General features: G+C 62.2%; 14 protein-coding genes. 8 read left to right on the top strand and 6 right to left on the bottom strand.

All coding sequences use genetic code 11. The annotated features are described in order from the left end of the window. Positions 1-191: 191 nt before the first annotated feature. From AC1DLT_RS04240 to AC1DLT_RS04220, 5 genes are all read right to left on the bottom strand, one after another. Positions 192-1,175, bottom strand: a complete 984-nt coding sequence (locus tag AC1DLT_RS04240; protein WP_247038288.1) for a Bug family tripartite tricarboxylate transporter substrate binding protein — start codon at positions 1,173-1,175, stop codon at positions 192-194. Between the two features lie 83 nt (positions 1,176-1,258). After that, on the bottom strand, positions 1,259-2,236 hold the full coding sequence (locus AC1DLT_RS04235; protein ID WP_477485976.1) for a Bug family tripartite tricarboxylate transporter substrate binding protein: 978 nt from the start codon (positions 2,234-2,236) through the stop codon (positions 1,259-1,261). Positions 2,237-2,308: 72 nt separating this feature from the next. Continuing rightward, positions 2,309-3,292, bottom strand: a complete 984-nt coding sequence (locus AC1DLT_RS04230; protein WP_040123947.1) for a Bug family tripartite tricarboxylate transporter substrate binding protein — start codon at positions 3,290-3,292, stop codon at positions 2,309-2,311. 34 nt (positions 3,293-3,326) lie between these two features. Beyond that, on the bottom strand, positions 3,327-4,832 hold the full coding sequence (locus tag AC1DLT_RS04225; RefSeq protein ID WP_477485975.1) for a tripartite tricarboxylate transporter permease: 1,506 nt from the start codon (positions 4,830-4,832) through the stop codon (positions 3,327-3,329). A 3-nt stretch (positions 4,833-4,835) separates the two neighbouring features. Then, positions 4,836-5,282, bottom strand: coding sequence for a tripartite tricarboxylate transporter TctB family protein (locus AC1DLT_RS04220; RefSeq protein ID WP_051900268.1), 447 nt, complete (start codon positions 5,280-5,282; stop codon positions 4,836-4,838). 465 nt (positions 5,283-5,747) lie between these two features. Between AC1DLT_RS04220 and AC1DLT_RS04215 the strand changes: the two genes are divergently transcribed. Together AC1DLT_RS04215 and AC1DLT_RS04210 are read left to right on the top strand one after the other, a co-directional pair. Continuing rightward, complete coding sequence (locus AC1DLT_RS04215; protein ID WP_477485974.1) at positions 5,748-6,968, top strand: FAD-dependent monooxygenase; 1,221 nt, start codon at positions 5,748-5,750, stop codon at positions 6,966-6,968. Between the two features lie 81 nt (positions 6,969-7,049). Next, entirely contained in the window at positions 7,050-8,228 is a 1,179-nt protein-coding gene (locus AC1DLT_RS04210) for an alpha/beta hydrolase family protein (protein WP_477485973.1), read from the top strand. A 375-nt stretch (positions 8,229-8,603) separates the two neighbouring features. Here the strand turns inward: AC1DLT_RS04210 and AC1DLT_RS04205 are convergent, their stop codons facing one another. Next, on the bottom strand, positions 8,604-9,137 hold the full coding sequence (locus AC1DLT_RS04205; RefSeq protein WP_040123941.1) for a VOC family protein: 534 nt from the start codon (positions 9,135-9,137) through the stop codon (positions 8,604-8,606). A 124-nt stretch (positions 9,138-9,261) separates the two neighbouring features. On the opposite strand from AC1DLT_RS04205, the gene AC1DLT_RS04200 reads away from it, so the two are divergent. The 6 genes from AC1DLT_RS04200 (at position 9,262) to AC1DLT_RS04175 (ending at position 16,456) form a co-directional block, all read left to right on the top strand. Then, positions 9,262-10,053: a helix-turn-helix transcriptional regulator gene (locus tag AC1DLT_RS04200; RefSeq protein ID WP_477485972.1), complete on the top strand. Its 792-nt coding sequence runs from the start codon at positions 9,262-9,264 to the stop codon at positions 10,051-10,053. 27 nt (positions 10,054-10,080) lie between these two features. Continuing rightward, positions 10,081-10,809, top strand: a complete 729-nt coding sequence (locus AC1DLT_RS04195; RefSeq protein ID WP_477485971.1) for an SDR family oxidoreductase — start codon at positions 10,081-10,083, stop codon at positions 10,807-10,809. Positions 10,810-10,923: 114 nt separating this feature from the next. Then, entirely contained in the window at positions 10,924-11,787 is an 864-nt protein-coding gene (locus AC1DLT_RS04190; protein ID WP_046599283.1) for a p-hydroxycinnamoyl CoA hydratase/lyase, read from the top strand. A 12-nt stretch (positions 11,788-11,799) separates the two neighbouring features. Then, complete coding sequence (locus AC1DLT_RS04185; protein ID WP_477485970.1) at positions 11,800-13,941, top strand: acetate--CoA ligase family protein; 2,142 nt, start codon at positions 11,800-11,802, stop codon at positions 13,939-13,941. 203 nt (positions 13,942-14,144) lie between these two features. Next, a complete protein-coding gene (locus AC1DLT_RS04180; protein WP_477485969.1) occupies positions 14,145-15,587 on the top strand; it encodes an NAD-dependent succinate-semialdehyde dehydrogenase in 1,443 nt (480 codons plus the stop codon). Positions 15,588-15,613: 26 nt separating this feature from the next. Then, positions 15,614-16,456 carry a p-hydroxycinnamoyl CoA hydratase/lyase gene (locus tag AC1DLT_RS04175; RefSeq protein ID WP_247138470.1) on the top strand — a complete coding sequence of 281 codons (843 nt, stop codon included), beginning with the start codon at positions 15,614-15,616 and terminating at the stop codon, positions 16,454-16,456. The last annotated feature ends 137 nt before the right edge of the window (positions 16,457-16,593 follow it).

Raw genomic sequence — 16,593 nt, 5'->3', positions numbered from 1 at the left:
GCATCAATCTTGCGAAGCAGGTGATCCTTCGGCACCAGACCCTCGAGCGTCACCATCTCAAGAGCCGTCTGGCAAGGGGCAGGTTTCTTCAACATGTCCCAATGAATCACAAACCCCCGGACCACGCCAGGGGTTTGTCAGCAGTCTGAAGCCGGCGTTTCCGCCGGCTTTTTTATCTGTTTCAGCAAGGCTTACTGCTGTGGGATCTGGGCGATCGCCACGTAGTCCTTCCACTCCGCGATCGTCTTGATCATCAGAGCCTGGGCTTCGGCGGGGGTGGAGATGTAGGGATCGCCGCCCTGGTCGGCCAGGAACTTCTGGGTTTCCGGCTGCTGCAGAACGGTGTTGAACCAGCCATTGATCTTGGTGACGATGTCTTCCGGCGTGCCCTTGGCAACCATGGCACCCCACCAGCCGAGCTGGTCGACGTCAAAGCCCTGTTCCTTCAGGGTCGGGATGCTGGGAGCGCCTTTCATGCGTTCCGGCGAGGCGACGCCGAGAAGACGAAAACGGCCTTCGCGCTGCTGGGAGAGGGCGAAGACCGGGTCGTAGGAACCGAAGTCCATTGCGCCGCTGGTGATGTCGTTAAGCGAGTCGGCAGCGGTCTTGTACTGGACCGAAACGGTCTCGAGTCCGGCCTTCTGCTTGTAGACTTCGGCCATGACCTTGCCGGACGTGGCGTTGACGGCATAGGAGCCGCCGTCGCCCTTTGCCTTCATGGCGGCGGTCAGTTCCTTCATGTCCTTGTAGGGCGCGTCCTTGGCGACGGCGATCATGAAGGCCTGCTTGTTGATCGTGGCGATCGTCATCAGGTCCTTGCCGACGTCGATCGGCGGCTTCTTCATGATCCACATGTTGCCGGCAATCGAGTTGCCGGAGTGAACGAAGATCGTGTAGCCATCCGGCTTGGAACGCGAGGTGTATTCAGCAGCGATGTTGCTGAGTGCGCCCGGCTTGTTTTCGACGATGATCGTGGCGCCCGCGATCTTGGACACCTTGTCCGCAAAATAGCGGACGAGAACGTCGGCGCCGGAACCTGCCGGGAAGGCGCAGACGAAGGTGACCGTCTGGTCCGGGTAAGCGGCCTGAGCGGGCGTAACGTTTGCAATCTGTGCGACCGCCAGCATCGCCATGGCGGCGGTGGCTTGCGCGATCTTCTTAAGCCATTTTGTCACTTTTCATCTCCTATGGCGGTTCGTAAGGGTCCCTGCGAAAGGGCCTGCCGCACTATGGCGACAGGGTCTTTCAAATCGGTTGATTAATTCTGCGGAATCTTGGCAAGGGCGACATAAGCCTTCCACTCCTCGACCGTCTTGGCGAGCAGTGCCTGGCCCTCTTCCGGGGTGCCGACATAGACATCCCCGCCGAATTTCGCGAGGAACGCAACGGTATCGGGCTGGGCCAGGATTTCGTTGAACAGCGCGTTGATCTTGTCGACCACCGGCTTCGGCGTGGCTTTCGGAACAAACGAACCCCACCAGCCGAGCTGGTCGATATCGTAGCCTTGTTCCTTGGCGGTCGGGATGTCGGGCAGCGACTTCAGCCGGATCGGCGAACCGGTCGCAAGTATCCGGATACGCTTTTCGTTGGCCTGCGACAGGGCGAAGACGGGATCGTGGACGCCGTAGTCGATGGAGCCGCTCAGCATGTCGTTGAGTGAGTCCTTGGCGTCCTTGAAACTGATCTCGACCGGGTCGACGCCGGCTTTCTGTTTGTAGATTTCGCCAAGCACCTTGCCGGAGGTCGCAGCCGTCGCGTAGCTGGCGTTGTTGCCCTTCTTTTTCAGGGATTCCGTCAGCGCCTTCATGTCCTTGATCGGGCTGTCGTAAGCCACGACGAACATGAAGGCCTGCTTGTTGATGAAGGACGTCGTCTGCAGTTCCTTGACGACATCGACCGGCGGCGCCTTGAACAGCGACATGTTGGCCGCCGTCGAGGTGCCGGAATGGACGTAGATCGTATATCCGTCCGGTTTGGCGCGGGCGGTGTACATGGCGGCGATGTTGCCGGCGGCTCCCGGCTTGTTTTCCACGATCACCATCTGACTGGAGACCTTGGCGAACTTTTCGGCAAAGAAACGGACCAGAACGTCCGCGCCGGAGCCGGCCGGGAAGGCGCAGACGAATGTGATCTGGCCGCTCGGATAAGCGCCCTGGGCGAATGCGCCAAAGGGTGCAAGCGCCGCGACGGCGGTGGTCGCCATCATCAGGTTTCTGCGTGAGATTTCAGTGGTCATCGGCACAAGTTCCTCCCTTGAACGCCCCAGTCATTCCCATAAAAGGTTCCCGTGAAGCCTGTTGTACAAGCCTCAGTTTTGCGGAATCTTCGCGAGCGCCACATAGCCACGCCACTCCTCGACGGTCTTCACAAGAAGCTCGTCGACCTCCTTCGGCGTACCTTTGTAGACGTCTCCGCCGAACTTGTTCAGGAAGGCTTCCGTTTCCGGCTTGTCGAGCACTTCCTGGAACAGCGAATTCAGCTTCATGACGATATCGTCCGGGGTCTTGGCCGGCACGAATACACCCCACCATCCAAGCTGGTCGACATTGAGGCCGTATTCCTTGATGGCTGGAATCTCGGGCGTCGACTTCATGCGCTGCGGCGAACCGACCGCAAGCAGCCTCAAGCGCCCCTCGCGCTGCTGGCTGAGCGCGAAGACCGGGTCGAGCGCTGCGAAATCGAGCTGACCGCTGGTGATGTCGTTCAGGGAATCCGGGCCGGTCTTGTAGGCGACTTCGGTTGCCGAGACCCCTGCGAGCTGCAGGTAGACTTCGGCGAGGACCTTGCCCGAGGTTGCCGTCGAGCCGTAGGTGGCATCGCCGCCCTTGGCCTTCAGATGCTCGGTAAGCTGCTTCATATCCTTGATCGGGCTGTCGGCCGCGACGGCGATCATGAAGGGTTGCTTGTTGATGAACTGGACGCCGCGCAACGCCTGGGTGACGTCGATCGACGGTTTCTTGAACAGCGACATGTTGGCCGCCGTCGACGTGCCGGAATGGACGTAGACCGTGTAGCCGTCGGGTTTGGCGCGGCTGACATATTCGGCGGCGATATTGCCGTTGGCGCCGGGCTTGTTCTCGACGATCACCGTTTGCTTGGAGACCGCCGCCACCTTCTCGGAAAAGAAGCGGACCAGAACGTCGGCGCCGCTGCCGGCCGGAAAGGCGCATACGAAGGTGATCGTGGCGCTGGGATAGGTGGATTGTGCAAACGAGACACCCGGCAGAACGGCGGCCATCGTGGCCGCCGCAAGCAGTGTGCGTCTTGTCAGTTTCAGATGTCGTTCAGTCATTGGCTCCTCCTCCAAAACTGCTGCGGAATGTGTGTTATTCCTCCTGAAACGCCTCCTCGCGTGTCTTTCGGAACTGCGGCAAGACGATCAGGCCGATCATCAGAACCGTCGCGACCAGAAGCGTCGCGGAAATCGGTCGATCGATGAAGATCGACGGGTTGCCGCGCGAAATGACCAGAGAACGCCTGAGGTTCTCCTCCATCAGCGGACCGAGAATGAAACCGAGCACCATCGGTGCCGGCTCGCAGCCGAGCTTGTGAAGGACGTAACCAAACACCGTGAAGACGATCATCAGAACCATCATGAACGGCTCGGTGCTGGTCGAGTACACGCCGATGGCGCAAAACAGCAGGATCGCCGGGTAGAGCAGCCGGTAGGGAACCGACAGCAGCTTCACCCAGATGCCGATCATCGGCAGGTTGATGACCACGAGCATCAGGTTGCCGATCCACATCGAGGCGACCATGCCCCAGAAGAGGTCGGGACGGGTGGTCATGACGGCAGCGCCCGGCTGAATGCCCTGGATGATCATCGCTCCCATCATGATCGCCATGATCGGGTTCGACGGAATGCCGAGCGTCAGGAGCGGGATGAACGATGTCTGGGCGGCGGCATTGTTGGCCGATTCCGGACCTGCGACGCCTTCCACGGCGCCGTGACCGAACTTGCGGGGGTTCTTGGAGATCTTCTTTTCCAGCGTGTAGCTGGCAAAGGAGGCGAGAACCGCGCCACCGCCCGGCAGGATGCCGAGGATCGAGCCGAGGCCCGTGCCGCGCAGGGCCGCCGGAATGGAGTCCCGGAATTCCTGCTTGTTGGGCCACAGATCGCGCATGCGGGTGCTGATCGTCTCGCGCGGCGGCGGCGGGTTTTCAAGGTTGCGGATGATTTCCACGATACCGAAGAGACCGAGAACCAGCGGCAGGAAGTCGATACCCTCCCAGAGACCCGACAGGCTGAACGTGTAGCGGGTGAGACCCGTGTTGATATCGGTGCCGACGAGGCCGAGCAGCAGCCCCATCAGGACCATGGCGACCGCCTTGAGGACGGAGCCGTGGGCGAGCACGATCGCCATGACGAGGCCGAGCAGCATCAGCGCGAAATAGTCCGGCGAGTTGAACTGCTGGGCGATCGAAGCGAGCGGCGGACCGAAGGCGGCGATGAAGACCGTACCGATGGTACCGGCGAAGAACGAGCCAAGAGCGGCAATCGCCAGTGCTGCGCCGGCGCGGCCCTTGCGGGCCATCTGGTGGCCTTCGATACAGGTCACCACGGAAGACGCCTCGCCGGGCATGTTGACCAGGATCGAGGTGGTCGAGCCGCCGTACTGCGCACCATAGTAGATGCCGGCGAGCATGATCAGCGACGACAGCGGATCGAGGCCGAAGGTGATCGGCAGGAGGATGGCGAGCGCGGGGATGGGTCCGATGCCAGGGAGAACGCCGATCAGCGTGCCGAGAACGGTGCCGATCAGACAGAACATCAGATTTTCCAGCGAACCCGCCGCCATGAAGCCGGTTGCGAGGTGTTCAAAAATTTCCATTGCTTACCTGCCCCACCAGACGGGCATCGGCTGCCCAAGGCCATAGACGAAGATGATGACGACCAATGCCGCGGTCGTGACCGCGAAGATCACGGTCTCGACGAGATTGACGCCGCGCCGCGCATAGGCAGCGAACATGATCAGCAGGATCGAGGAAATTACCGCGCCGATCTGGGCGATCAGCAGGCCGAAGGCGGCAATCGCCAGCAGGATGAAGATGATCGGACGGAACTGGATGCGTTCGATGGCCGGGCCTTCGATCGCCAGCGACTTTACCGTGACGATCACGCCGATCAGGGCGATCAGGCCGCAGATGATCATCGGGAAATAACCAGGACCCATGTTGCGGGCGGAACCGAAGGTGAGGTCCGAGCCGACAAAGAGGCCGATCGCGCCGAAAAGGATGAACAAGATGCCCGCGCCGAAATCCTGCGGACTTTTGATTACCATGGTTTCCTCCCTGAAAACCTGACTGTTGAAGCGATCTGGCCACCCTTGGGCGTCAGCCAAACCGTCATTATGCATGCTCCTCGGACCGCGCCTCGACCTCGCCACCTTGAATTCGTCTATAGGCAACTAGATTTGACTATATACAAGAGTAATCCTCTTGTCAGTCAATCGAATTCCGCTGTCCTCTGTCCACCAGATACCACAGCTATCCGGCGTTTTCGATCTTATCGCAATAATATCAGGAAACCAGATATCGCAGGTGTAATTGGTGACATTCTTTCCTGTTTTTGAACCGGGTATTGAAACTCTGAGATGTGAGCATCTTCCTCCAAGGACCTGCCCGCATGCTTCAGCGTCGCAGATATGAAATTGGTTTTTAACAAAGTCAATTATACTTTATCAAAAATAGTTGACAGGCGCGGGCGCACCGGAGAGATTGGTCGCCAGCATTTCAAAGGATACAAAATGAAGATTTCTGTTGTGGGAGGCGGAATTGGTGGTCTGACAGCGGCATTGTCGCTGCTCCGCCAAGGATTTGACGTGGATGTGTACGAACAGGCGGTCGAGCTGAAAGAAGTCGGCGCCGGCGTTCAGATCAGCGCCAATGGCACGCGGGTTCTGTTTTCGCTCGGGCTCGAGGACGACATCATGTCGATCGCCGCTCAGGCGGAGGGCAAGGAGATTCGACTCTGGAACACCGGGCAGACCTGGAAACTGTTCGACCTCGGCCCGCTGTCGATCGAGCGTTACGGCTTCCCTTACATCACCATCCATCGCAACGACCTGCACCAGACGCTGGCCGCGGGCGTGCGCCGCATCAAGCCGGATGCGATCAAGCTCTCCAAGAAATGCGTCGGGATCACCCAGGACGACAAGGGCGCGACGATCACCTTCGCCGACGGCACCACCGCCACCTCCGACATCGTGGTCGGCGCCGATGGCGTGCATTCGAAGATCCGCGAGACGCTGTTTGGCCGCGACGACCCGAAATTCACCGGCATCGTCGCCTGGCGCGGCGTCATTCCGGTCGAGCGCCTGCCGGAACGCATGCTGCGCCCGGTCGGCATCAACTGGATCGGCCCCGGCGGCCACGTCATCCAGTACCTGCTGCGCGGCGGCAAGCTGATGAATTACGTCTCGGTCGTCGAGCGCGCCGACTGGCAGGTTGAATCCTGGTCGGTCGCGGGCACCGTGGAAGAGTGCCTTGCCGACTATGAAGGCTGGCACGAAGACATCCACACGATGATCAAGGCAATCGACGTGCCCTATAAATGGGCCCTGATGCTGCGGCCGCCGATGGACGACTGGACCCGCGGCCGCGTGACGCTGCTCGGAGACGCGTGCCATCCAACATTGCCCTTCCTCGCGCAAGGCGCGGTGATGGCGATCGAGGACGGTTTCGTGCTGGCCCGCGCGCTTGCCGAGAACAATGGCAATTACGAAGCGGCCTTCGCCGGGTACGAGGCGGCCCGCGTCGAGCGCACCGGCAAGATCGTCCGCGGCGCCGAAGGTAATCTCAGCCGTTTCCACAATGCCGCGCTGAAGGATCCGAAACTCGCCGAAGACTACGTCAACGCCGAATGGCAGGAGGACAAGGTCAAGCAGCGCTACGAATGGCTGTTCACCTACGACGCCACCTCGGTGCCGGTCGTGGCGGGAACCAGGTCGCCGGAGGCGGTTGCCTAGGGGCACATTCGCAGCTCAATCTCGAAAACCCGTTCGCCGGTCCTGCCGGCCGACCGGGCGAAGCATAATGGGTAGGACACCATGACCACCAAGGCGGAATGGCAGCGGATCCCGCTGATCGTCTCCTTTCCGGAGACCGCAAAATATACCGAGACCTACGGCTTTGCCGGCAATTCCGGCAGGGTCAACCTCGAAGGCCAGCTTCTGCGCGGCGCCGGTGCGCCGTCGAACACCGTCTATGTCTTCATGCATCCCACCTCGACGCTGCAGCTCCTGCCGATGCCGACGGCGCTGGCGGACGCCGGCCTGCACGTGCTCTGCGCCGCAAGCCGTTATCCGAAGAACGATACCGCTCTGATCATGGAAAAGGTGGCGATCGACCTCGGCAAGTGGCTCGATTATGCCCGCGGTGAGCTTGGCTACGAGAAGGTGGTGCTGGTCGGCTGGTCGGGCGGCGGTTCGCTATCGCTATTCTACCAGGCACAGGCCGAGAACCCGACGATCACCCACACGCCGGCCGGCGACGAGGTGAACCTCGTCGAAGCGGGCCTGAAGCCAGCCGACGGCGTGATCTTCATCGCCGCCCACCTGTCGCGTGCCGAAACGTTGACCGAATGGCTCGACCCGTCGGTTCTCGACGAACTCGACCCGGATCTGCGCGACCCGGAATTCGACATCTATTCGCCGGACTGCCCGCACCAGACGCCCTATTCAGCGGAATTCATCCAGCGGTTCCGGGCCGCCCAGGTCGCCCGCAACCGCAAGATCACCCATTGGGCGCTCGACATGCTGGCGGAACTGAAGCGCCGCGGTTCGTTCGAACAGGAACGTGCCTTCGTCGTTCACCGCACCATGTGCGACGTGCGCTGGTTCGACGGAACGATCGATCCGAACGACCGGCCGATCGGCAGGAGCTATATGGGCGATCCGCGCACGGTCAATGTCGGCCCCGTCGGGCTTGCCCGCTTCACGACGCTGCGCTCCTGGCTTTCCCAGTGGAGCTACGATCTGTCGAATGCCAAGGGGCCGATGAACGCGGCGCTGATCAAGCGCTCGCCGGTGCTGCAGATCGAGAACAATGCCGACGAGGCGGTTCCGGCGACGCACAATCCGACGATCCGGGCGGCGCTCGCGACCGAAAACAAGGAATACATGACGATCCCCCATGCGACCCACTATTACCTCGGCCAGCCGGAGCTTCTCAAAGCCTGTATCGACCGGGTGATCGACTGGAGCAGGCGGCAGGGGTTGTTGTCTTGAAAGACAAGCCGGAGCTTGTCGGGAGCGGGCTCCGGATCATCATCGGGAGGTTTGACCGTGCGCTTTAATGAGAAGCACCACCGCCCAGGCTGGAACGGTGGTGTGCGTGTTTCGTCCGCTTCGAGGAACGAGGCAATCGCCGATAAGGATGACGAGCGGTACCGCATGCTCCCTCTGATCTCCCCCCTTGAGGGGGAGATGTCACCGAAGGTGACAGAGGGGGGTAGCGACAGTGCCGCAGGCGAAAACGTTGCTGAAGTGCCTGGGCGACACCCCCCTCTGCCCTGCCGGGCATCTCCCCCTCAAGGGGGGAGATCGGCCAGCCGCGCGACTTCGCGTCCCATCAGCGGTCCCGTCATCAAACGGGTGAAGGCCTCAAGCCGCAGCCGACTTCGCCGCGATCATCCCGGCCTTCTTCTTCACCCATGCCTTCATCGCGTCATGGGCTTCGGAAGCGGCCTGTTCCAGATAGCCGGGCTCTTCCGTGCGGGCGGTGATTTCCAGGCGCAGGCCGTTCGGGTCGAAGAAGTAGATCGAGTTGATGAACTCATGGTCGATGACGTCGGTCGTCTTCACGCCGGCATCCTGCAACCGCTTCTTGAATTTCAGGACCTCCTCGACGGAATCGACTTCCATCGCGAAGTGCTGGACCCAGTCCGGCGTGTTCGGCGAGGGAAGCGGCATGACGTTTTCGCCGAGGTCGAAGAAGGCCATGTAGGAGCCGTCGCCCATTTCGAAGAAGAAATGCGCGTAGGGCTTTTCTTCGCCCGTCGACGGCACCTTGTCGGCGGTCATGCAGTTGACCAGCGGCAGGCCAAGCAGGTCCTCGTAGAACTTGCGGGTCTCCTCGCCATCGCGGCAGGGGTAGGAAAAGTGATAGAGTTTGCGAAGCTTTGGTGCGTCAACCATGGTGGTTCCTCCATATCCAGGCTTGTTGCATTGGCCGTGATGGTAGGCCTTTGCCGACCCTCCCATGTCCACCTTGCAGGTGGACATGCCCACGACGGATTTATTCTCAACCCTGGAGGCGTCAATGCCTGCGCTTGATGGAGACAACGTGACCGGCATGGCTGCCCTCATGGATGAGGTCGGCGAGCCCGGCTTCCCCGAAAAATTGCTGGAAACCCTGCGCGGCATCGCCGGCACCGATTTCTGTTCCGCCTTCCAGGCCGAGGAAGACGGATCGCTCACCTATCTCTTTGCCTGCGGTTATCACTCGACCATCCCGGGTTTTGCCGAGCGCGCCTCGCTCGACTATGCCCGCCGCTACTGGCAGCGCGACCGGGTGACCCGCCAGATGCTGAACGGAGGTCCCGGACTTGCCAAGGTGCAGGTGGTGCGCCAAGCCTGGAACGGCATCCGCGACCCCGAATACCGCCGCGACTGTTACGAACGCGCCCATGTGCTGGAACGGCTGACCATCTATCACTCGGAGGAACCGCGGATCTTCGCCAGCCTCTATCGCACCCGCGAAAGCGGCCCGTTCCCGCTCGCCGCGGTCGAACGGCTGGAAGCCTCCGCGCCGCTGCTGATGGCCATGGTCGTCAAGCATGTGCGGCTCCAGGGCAGGCCGCCGACGGCGCCGCTGCATCCGCCACAGCAGGAGATCGCCGGGCGGCTGCTGCAGGCGGGGTTTGCACTTTCGGGCCGTGAAGCGGAGGTTTCCGCCGGCCTGCTGCTCGGCCGCACACATCGGGAAATTTCCGAAAAGGTCGGGCTCGCGCTTTCGAGTATCGTCACCTACCGTCAGCGTGCCTACCGCAAGCTCGGGGTCAGCGACCGGCGCGGGCTCGAAGCGCTTTATGAAGGTATTTCGCGCGCTTAAGCGTATTGATCAGGGGAGAAGTTTCAGATGATTTCGATCAAGGACCGTATTGCCATCGTCACCGGCGCCAGCTCGGGCATCGGCTGGGGCATCGCCAAGGCGATTGCCGCTGAGGGCGCCGTCACCGTGCTTGCCGCCCGCAGCGCCGACAAGCTTGAAAAACTGGCGGCCGAGATCGAGGCCGAAGGCGGCCGCGCGTTCGTCGTGCCGACCGACGTCACCGATGACGCGCAGGTCGAAAAGCTGTTCGTCACGGTGAAGGAAAAATACGGCCGGCTCGACATCCTGATCAACAATGCCGGCATCGCCGACCATACGCCGGTCGAAAAGCTCACCAACGAGCGCTGGCACGAGGTGATCGGGGCAAATCTGCACTCTGTCTTCTATTGCAGCCGCGCCGCCTTCGTCATCATGCAGGAACAGAAGCGCGGCCGGATCATCAACATGGGCAGCCTGTCCTCCAAGGTTCCGCGCGGCCATACCGCCGCCTATACGGCGAGCAAGTTCGCGCTTGAAGGCCTCACCCGTTCGCTTGCCGTCGACGGCCGCGAGCACGGCATTGCGGTCTCGATGGTGCATCCGGGCTCGACGGTCAGCTCGCTGGTTCCCGGCATCACCGACAAGGTCCGCCCCGCAACGATGATGCCTCTGGATGTGGCACGGATCGTCGTGCTGATGGCGACGCTGCCGGATGACGTAAACCTTTACGAAAGCATCATCCTGCCGGTCGAAATGCCATTTCTCGGCCGCGGTTAAGCATCGGTTCAGCACGACGTCAAACGGCTTTCTTTTCGCCAGTCCCGAGATTGAAAGCCGCTTGACGCATATTCGGGTCCCTGATATCCATTTCCCCAGTAGGGAGAATTTGCTATGGAAAACCAGACCGAATCTGCCGCCGCCGGCCAGAACAATGGCAAGTGGGGCGAATATGTTACCGTGGATTTCGACGAGGGCATCGCCTGGGTGACGCTCAACCGTCCGAAGCAGCGCAACGCCATCAACCCGGGCATCGTCTGGGAAATGAACGCGATCATGGATGCGCTGGAAGAAGACGACCGCTGCAAGGTGATGGTCGTCACCGGCGCCGGCGAATCCTTCTCGGCCGGCATGGACCTGAAAGAATATTTCCGCGCCACCGACAAGGTGCCGCCGATCCAGCGCGAACGCCTGTTCCGGGCAAACGCCGCATGGCAGTGGCGCCGGATGATGTATTTCCCGAAGCCGACCATCTCGATGGTCAACGGCTGGTGTTTCGGCGGCGCCTTCCAGTTCCTGGTCGGCTGCGACCTGGCCATCGCCTCGGAAGACGCCATCTTCGGCCTTTCTGAAATCAACTGGGGCATCATCCCGGCCGGCATCGTCACCAAGTCGGTGCTGGAGACGATGAGCTTCCGCGACGCGATGTATTACATCATGACCGGGGAAACCTTCACCGGCCAGCAGGCTGCCGACATGAAGCTGGTCAACAAGGCCGTTTCGCCGGACGAGCTGAAGGCCGAGACCCGCAAGCTCGCCATGACGCTGATCGGCAAGAACCCCTTCGTGCTGCGCCAGGCCAAGACCGCTTGCCGTTTCACCCGCGACCTCACCTGGGAACAGGCCGGCGAATACCTGATGGCGAAGTCCGACCAGACGGAACTCCGCGACCCGGAAAACGGCCGCAATACCGGCATGAGTCAGTTCCTGGACGAGAAATCCTTCCGCCCGGGCCTCGGTGCCTACCGTCGCGACTAAGAAGTGGTTCCCATGGCTGATACGATGACCACAGCTCCCAAGACGCTCGATCCGGCCAAGCCGTTCGATCTTGACCGTCTGCTGCGCCCACGATCGATCGCGATCGTGGGCGCGTCGCCGGATCCCGCCTCGATCGGCGGCGGCGTGCTCGCCAATCTCGAACTCTTCAAATATGCCGGCGACCTGCATCTCGTCAGCCGTTCGCGCGACGAGATCAACGGCCGCCCCTGCGTGAAGACCATCGGCGACCTGCCAAAGGGCGTCGACGTGGTAATCCTCATCGTGCCCCAGGTGGCGATCAAGGACTCGGTTCTTGCCTGCGTCGAGCGGGATGTGGCAGGCGTCATCGTCTACTCTTCCGGTTTCGCCGAAGCCGGCGAGGAAGGCCGCCGACAGCAGGACGAGCTTGCCGAGATCTGCCGCAAGGCGGGCATCGCGATGCTCGGACCCAACTGCATGGGCTATACCAACTATGTCGACGGCATTCCGCTGACTTTCGAGCCGGTCGACCTGCGCGGCGTCGGCGAGCGCTCGCGCGTCGCCATCGTCGCCCAGAGCGGTGCGACGGCGGCCAATATCCGCTTCGCCATGCATTCGCGCGAAATCGCGGTCTCCTACGTCATCGCCACCGGCAACGAGGCGGTGATCGCCGCCGAGGACCTGGTCGGCTGGCTGATCGAGGACAAGGACAACGCCGCCGTCGCGGTCTATGTCGAACAGGTCAAGAACCCGCAAAAGTTCCTCACTGTGGCGCGGCGCGCCCGCGAACTCGGCAAGCCGATCGTCATGCTGCATCCGGGCTCCAGCGAGCGCGGCAAACAGGCGGCGCAATCGCATACCGGTGCGCTTGCCGGCGACCATGCGCTGATGCAGACGGCCGTGCGCAACGAGGCCGTTGCGCTAGTCGAGACCACCGACGAGCTGTTCGACGTCACCGCCATCCTGGCGCGTTATCCGTCACCGCCGCCGGGCGAGGCGGGCATCGTCACCAATTCCGGCGCCATCCGCGGCCTCTGCTTCGACTTTTGCGAACGCGTCGGCCTGCCGATCGCGACGCTGTCGGACGAGGTGCACGCCGAGCTTGCAACGCAAGTGCCACCTTACGTCCATGTCGACAACCCGTTCGACATCGGCACGACGGGCTTCTCCAATCCCGGCATTTTCGGAACGTCCACGGCATCCATGCTGAAGGATCCGAATGTGGGCATCGTCTTCCTGTCGCATGCGGGCGGCTCGCCGCCGATGCAGATCAAGAAGTCGGACGCCATCATCCCGGTCGCCGCAACCGCGACAAAGCCGGTCATCCTCAACATCGTCGGCGACGACTATCCGCTCGATCCGACCTTCATGAAGGCGGTGCGCAACAGCGGTATCCCGTTCTTCCGCTCGCCGGAACGCGCCATGCGCGCCATGGCAGTGGTGATGAATTATGCGGCTGCGCTCGCCGCCACCCAGGACCGCGCCCCGGAAGGCGAACGGATCGCCAAACTGCCGCCGTCCGGCCTCGTGGTCGAGTATGAAGGTAAGCGTATACTTACCGATCTCGGCATCCACATCCCGAAGGGCGCTTTGGCGAAATCCGCCGACGAAGCCGCGACGATCGCAGCCGATGTCGGTTACCCGGTCGTCATGAAGGCGCAGGCGGCCGAACTCGCCCACAAGAGCGATGTCGGCGGCGTCATCGTCAATATCGCCGACGAGCCGGCGCTGCGGGCGGCGCATGAAAAGATGTATGCCAGCATTGCCAGGCACAAGCCGGGCCTCAAGCTCGACGGCGTGCTGATCGAGGGCATGGCGCGCCAAGGCCTCGAAATGGTGGTCGGCGCCAAGCGCGATCCGCAATGGGGTCCGGTCGTGCTCGTCGGCCTCGGCGGCGTCTGGATCGAGGCTCTCGCCGATGCCCGCCTGCTGCCGGCCGATATCAGCCGCGAGCGGGCGATCGCCGAAATCCGCAAGCTGAAGGCATCGAAGCTGCTCGGAGCCTTCCGCGGCCAGCCGGCGCGCGACGTCGAGGCGATTGCCGACGTGGTCGTCAAGCTCGGCGCGCTGATGCGCGCGGAGCCTCAGATCGTCGAAGTCGATATCAACCCGCTCGTTGTCTATGCCGAGGGGGACGGGGCTTTGGCTCTCGACGCGCTATTCGTGGTGCAGTGAGGGCGTAAGCCCTCGCTGAGATTTTGGGGTGTAGCCCCTCATCCGCCTGCCGGCACCTTCTCCCCTTCGGGAGAAGGTGAATTGCCGCAATGTCTCAGATCCTCCTCTCCCCACGGGGAGAGGGTGGCCGAGCGGAGCGGAGGCCGGGTGAGGGGGTGCGACGCCGCTATTTTATTTTGGCAGTCACGAGGGAGGAAACCGTGATGCAGACCCAATCCTATGGTGAGTTGAAGCTGTTTGTGGATGGCGAGTGGCTCGGCGCGGAAGGCCGGGTGACGGAAGACGTCATCAATCCGGCAACTGGCGAGCCGATCGGCGCCCTGCCGCATGCAACCGCGGCGGATCTTGAGCGAGCCGTGGCAGCGGCCACCCGTGAATTCAAGGCATGGAAGGCAACGACTGCCTTCGACCGCGCCAAGATCATCCGCAAGGCAGCCGATATCCTGCGCGAACGGGCGAACGAAATCGGCCGGCGCATGGTTCTCGACCAGGGCAAGCCGCTCGCCGAAGCGATCCCGGAAGTCCATATCTCGGCCGACATTCTCGACTGGACCGCCGACGAGGGCCGCCGTTCCTATGGCCGCATCGTGCCGGCCCGCGTGCCCGGCGTTAAGTGGATGGTCACCAGGGAACCCGTCGGCCCTGTCGCCGGCTTCACGCCCTGGAATTTCCCCGGTGTCATCCCGGCCCGCAAGATCTCGGCCGCGCTTGCGACCGGCTGCACCATGGTCATCAAACCCTCAGAAGAGACGCCGGCGACCGTGCTCGAGATCGCCCGTGCGCTGCAGGATGCGGGCCTGCCGAACGGCGTGCTGAACGTCGTGCACGGCAAGCCGGCGGACGTTTCCGAACACCTGATCGCCGCAGACGGCATCCGCAAGATCACCTTCACCGGCTCGACTGCCGTCGGCCAGCATCTTGCGGTCCTCGCCGCGAAAGCCGGCGTCAAGCGCGCCACGATGGAGCTCGGCGGCCACGCCCCCGTGCTGATCTTCGAGGATGCCGATATCGACCACGCGATCCGCGTCATGGTGCACGCGAAATACCGCAATGCGGGCCAGGTCTGCATTTCGCCGACCCGGTTCTATGTGCATGACAGCGTCCACGACAAGTTCGTCGACGGCTTTGCCAAGGCGGCTTCGGCCTTGAAAGTCGGCGACGGTCTCGACCCGTCGAGCCAGATGGGACCGCTCGCCAACAGCCGCCGTGTGCCGGCGATGGAGCGCATGGTCGCCGATGCCGTGCAGCGTGGCGCCACGGTGAAGGCCGGCGGCGAGCGCGGCAGCAATCGCGGCTATTTCTTCCAGCCGACGGTTCTTTCCGACGTGCCGCAGGACGCGATCATCATGAATGACGAGCCCTTCGGTCCGGTCGCCGTCACTGCTCGCTTCACCTCCTTCGACGAGGTGATCGAACAGGCCAACCGGCTGCCCTACGGCCTTGCCTCCTATGCCTTCACCCGGTCCAGCCAGACCGCGGCGATGGTCAGCGACGCGCTTGAGGCCGGCATGGTCGGCATCAACAACAACTTCATCTCGATGGCCGAAACGCCGTTCGGCGGCGTCAAGCAGAGCGGTTACGGCTCCGAAGGCGGCACCGAGGGCATGGACGCCTATCTCGTCACCAAAATGACCAGCCTGTCATAAGGTCCCGGACCTTTTAGGAGAACATGATGACCATTGAAGCAAGCGATCTGGGCGGAGAGAACGTCAAGGTTGAATTCGAGGACGGCATTGCCTGGGTGAAACTGAACCGCCCGGACAAACGCAACGCCATGAGCGTCGGCCTTGCCGAAGACATGATCCGGGTACTCGACGCGCTTGAAATCGACGACCGCGCCGGCGTGATCATCCTCACCGGCGAGGGCGACGCCTTCTCAGCCGGCATGGACCTCAAGGACTTCTTCCGCGCCACCGACGGTGTCTCGGACGTCAAGCGCATGCGCGCCTACCGCTCCACCCGCGCATGGCAATGGCGCCTGCTGATGCACTACGCCAAGCCGACCATCGCCATGGTCAACGGCTGGTGTTTTGGCGGCGCATTTACGCCGCTGATCTGCTGCGACCTGGCGATCGCCTCCGAAGATGCGGTGTTCGGCCTTTCGGAAATCAACTGGGGCGTCATCCCCGGCGGCGTTGTCTCCAAGGCGATCTCGACCCTGATGAACGACCGCAAGGCGATGTATTACGTCATGACCGGCGAAAAATTCGGCGGTAAGATGGCCGAACAGCTCGGCCTGGTGAACGAGGCGGTGCCGGCCGACAAGCTTCGCGAACGCACCGTCGAGATCGCCCGCGTGCTCCTGGAAAAGAACCCGACCGTGCTCCGCCAGGCCCGCATGGCCTACAAGTATGTGCGCGAGATGACTTGGGAGGAGTCGGCCGAATACCTGACCGCCAAGGCCGACCAGACGACGTTCGTCGATCCTGAAAAGGGCCGCGAAAAGGGGCTTTCGCAGTTTCTCGATACGAAGACCTATCGCCCGGGGCATGGGGCGTATACGCGCGAGGAGTGAGGGAGTCTGTGCTTCAGAGCGCATGAAGCTGATAGAGGCATGGGGCGATGCGGCAAGGCGATCTCCCCCCTTGAGGGGGAGATGCCCGGCAGGGCAGAGGGGGGTGCCGCGGCACGCTCTTCTGCAGTTGAGTTCAC

It is taken from the genome of Neorhizobium sp. 05N33, assembly GCF_056397445.1.
Note: the sequence above shows the minus strand (reverse complement) of the source record. Positions and strands in the feature narration are given on the sequence as shown.

Excerpts from the sequence above, each read along its gene's own strand:
- AC1DLT_RS04185 (WP_477485970.1), top strand. The coding sequence starts at position 11,800 with ATGGCTGATACGATGACCACAGCTCCCAAGACGCTCGATCCGGCCAAG.
- AC1DLT_RS04200 (WP_477485972.1), top strand. The coding sequence starts at position 9,262 with ATGCCTGCGCTTGATGGAGACAACGTGACCGGCATGGCTGCCCTCATG.
- AC1DLT_RS04235 (WP_477485976.1), bottom strand. The coding sequence starts at position 2,236 with ATGACCACTGAAATCTCACGCAGAAACCTGATGATGGCGACCACCGCC.
- AC1DLT_RS04215 (WP_477485974.1), top strand. The coding sequence starts at position 5,748 with ATGAAGATTTCTGTTGTGGGAGGCGGAATTGGTGGTCTGACAGCGGCA.
- AC1DLT_RS04210 (WP_477485973.1), top strand. The coding sequence starts at position 7,050 with ATGACCACCAAGGCGGAATGGCAGCGGATCCCGCTGATCGTCTCCTTT.
- AC1DLT_RS04205 (WP_040123941.1), bottom strand. The coding sequence starts at position 9,137 with ATGGTTGACGCACCAAAGCTTCGCAAACTCTATCACTTTTCCTACCCC.
- AC1DLT_RS04230 (WP_040123947.1), bottom strand. The coding sequence starts at position 3,292 with ATGACTGAACGACATCTGAAACTGACAAGACGCACACTGCTTGCGGCG.
- AC1DLT_RS04195 (WP_477485971.1), top strand. The coding sequence starts at position 10,081 with ATGATTTCGATCAAGGACCGTATTGCCATCGTCACCGGCGCCAGCTCG.
- AC1DLT_RS04180 (WP_477485969.1), top strand. The coding sequence starts at position 14,145 with ATGCAGACCCAATCCTATGGTGAGTTGAAGCTGTTTGTGGATGGCGAG.
- AC1DLT_RS04220 (WP_051900268.1), bottom strand. The coding sequence starts at position 5,282 with ATGGTAATCAAAAGTCCGCAGGATTTCGGCGCGGGCATCTTGTTCATC.
- AC1DLT_RS04225 (WP_477485975.1), bottom strand. The coding sequence starts at position 4,832 with ATGGAAATTTTTGAACACCTCGCAACCGGCTTCATGGCGGCGGGTTCG.
- AC1DLT_RS04190 (WP_046599283.1), top strand. The coding sequence starts at position 10,924 with ATGGAAAACCAGACCGAATCTGCCGCCGCCGGCCAGAACAATGGCAAG.
- AC1DLT_RS04175 (WP_247138470.1), top strand. The coding sequence starts at position 15,614 with ATGACCATTGAAGCAAGCGATCTGGGCGGAGAGAACGTCAAGGTTGAA.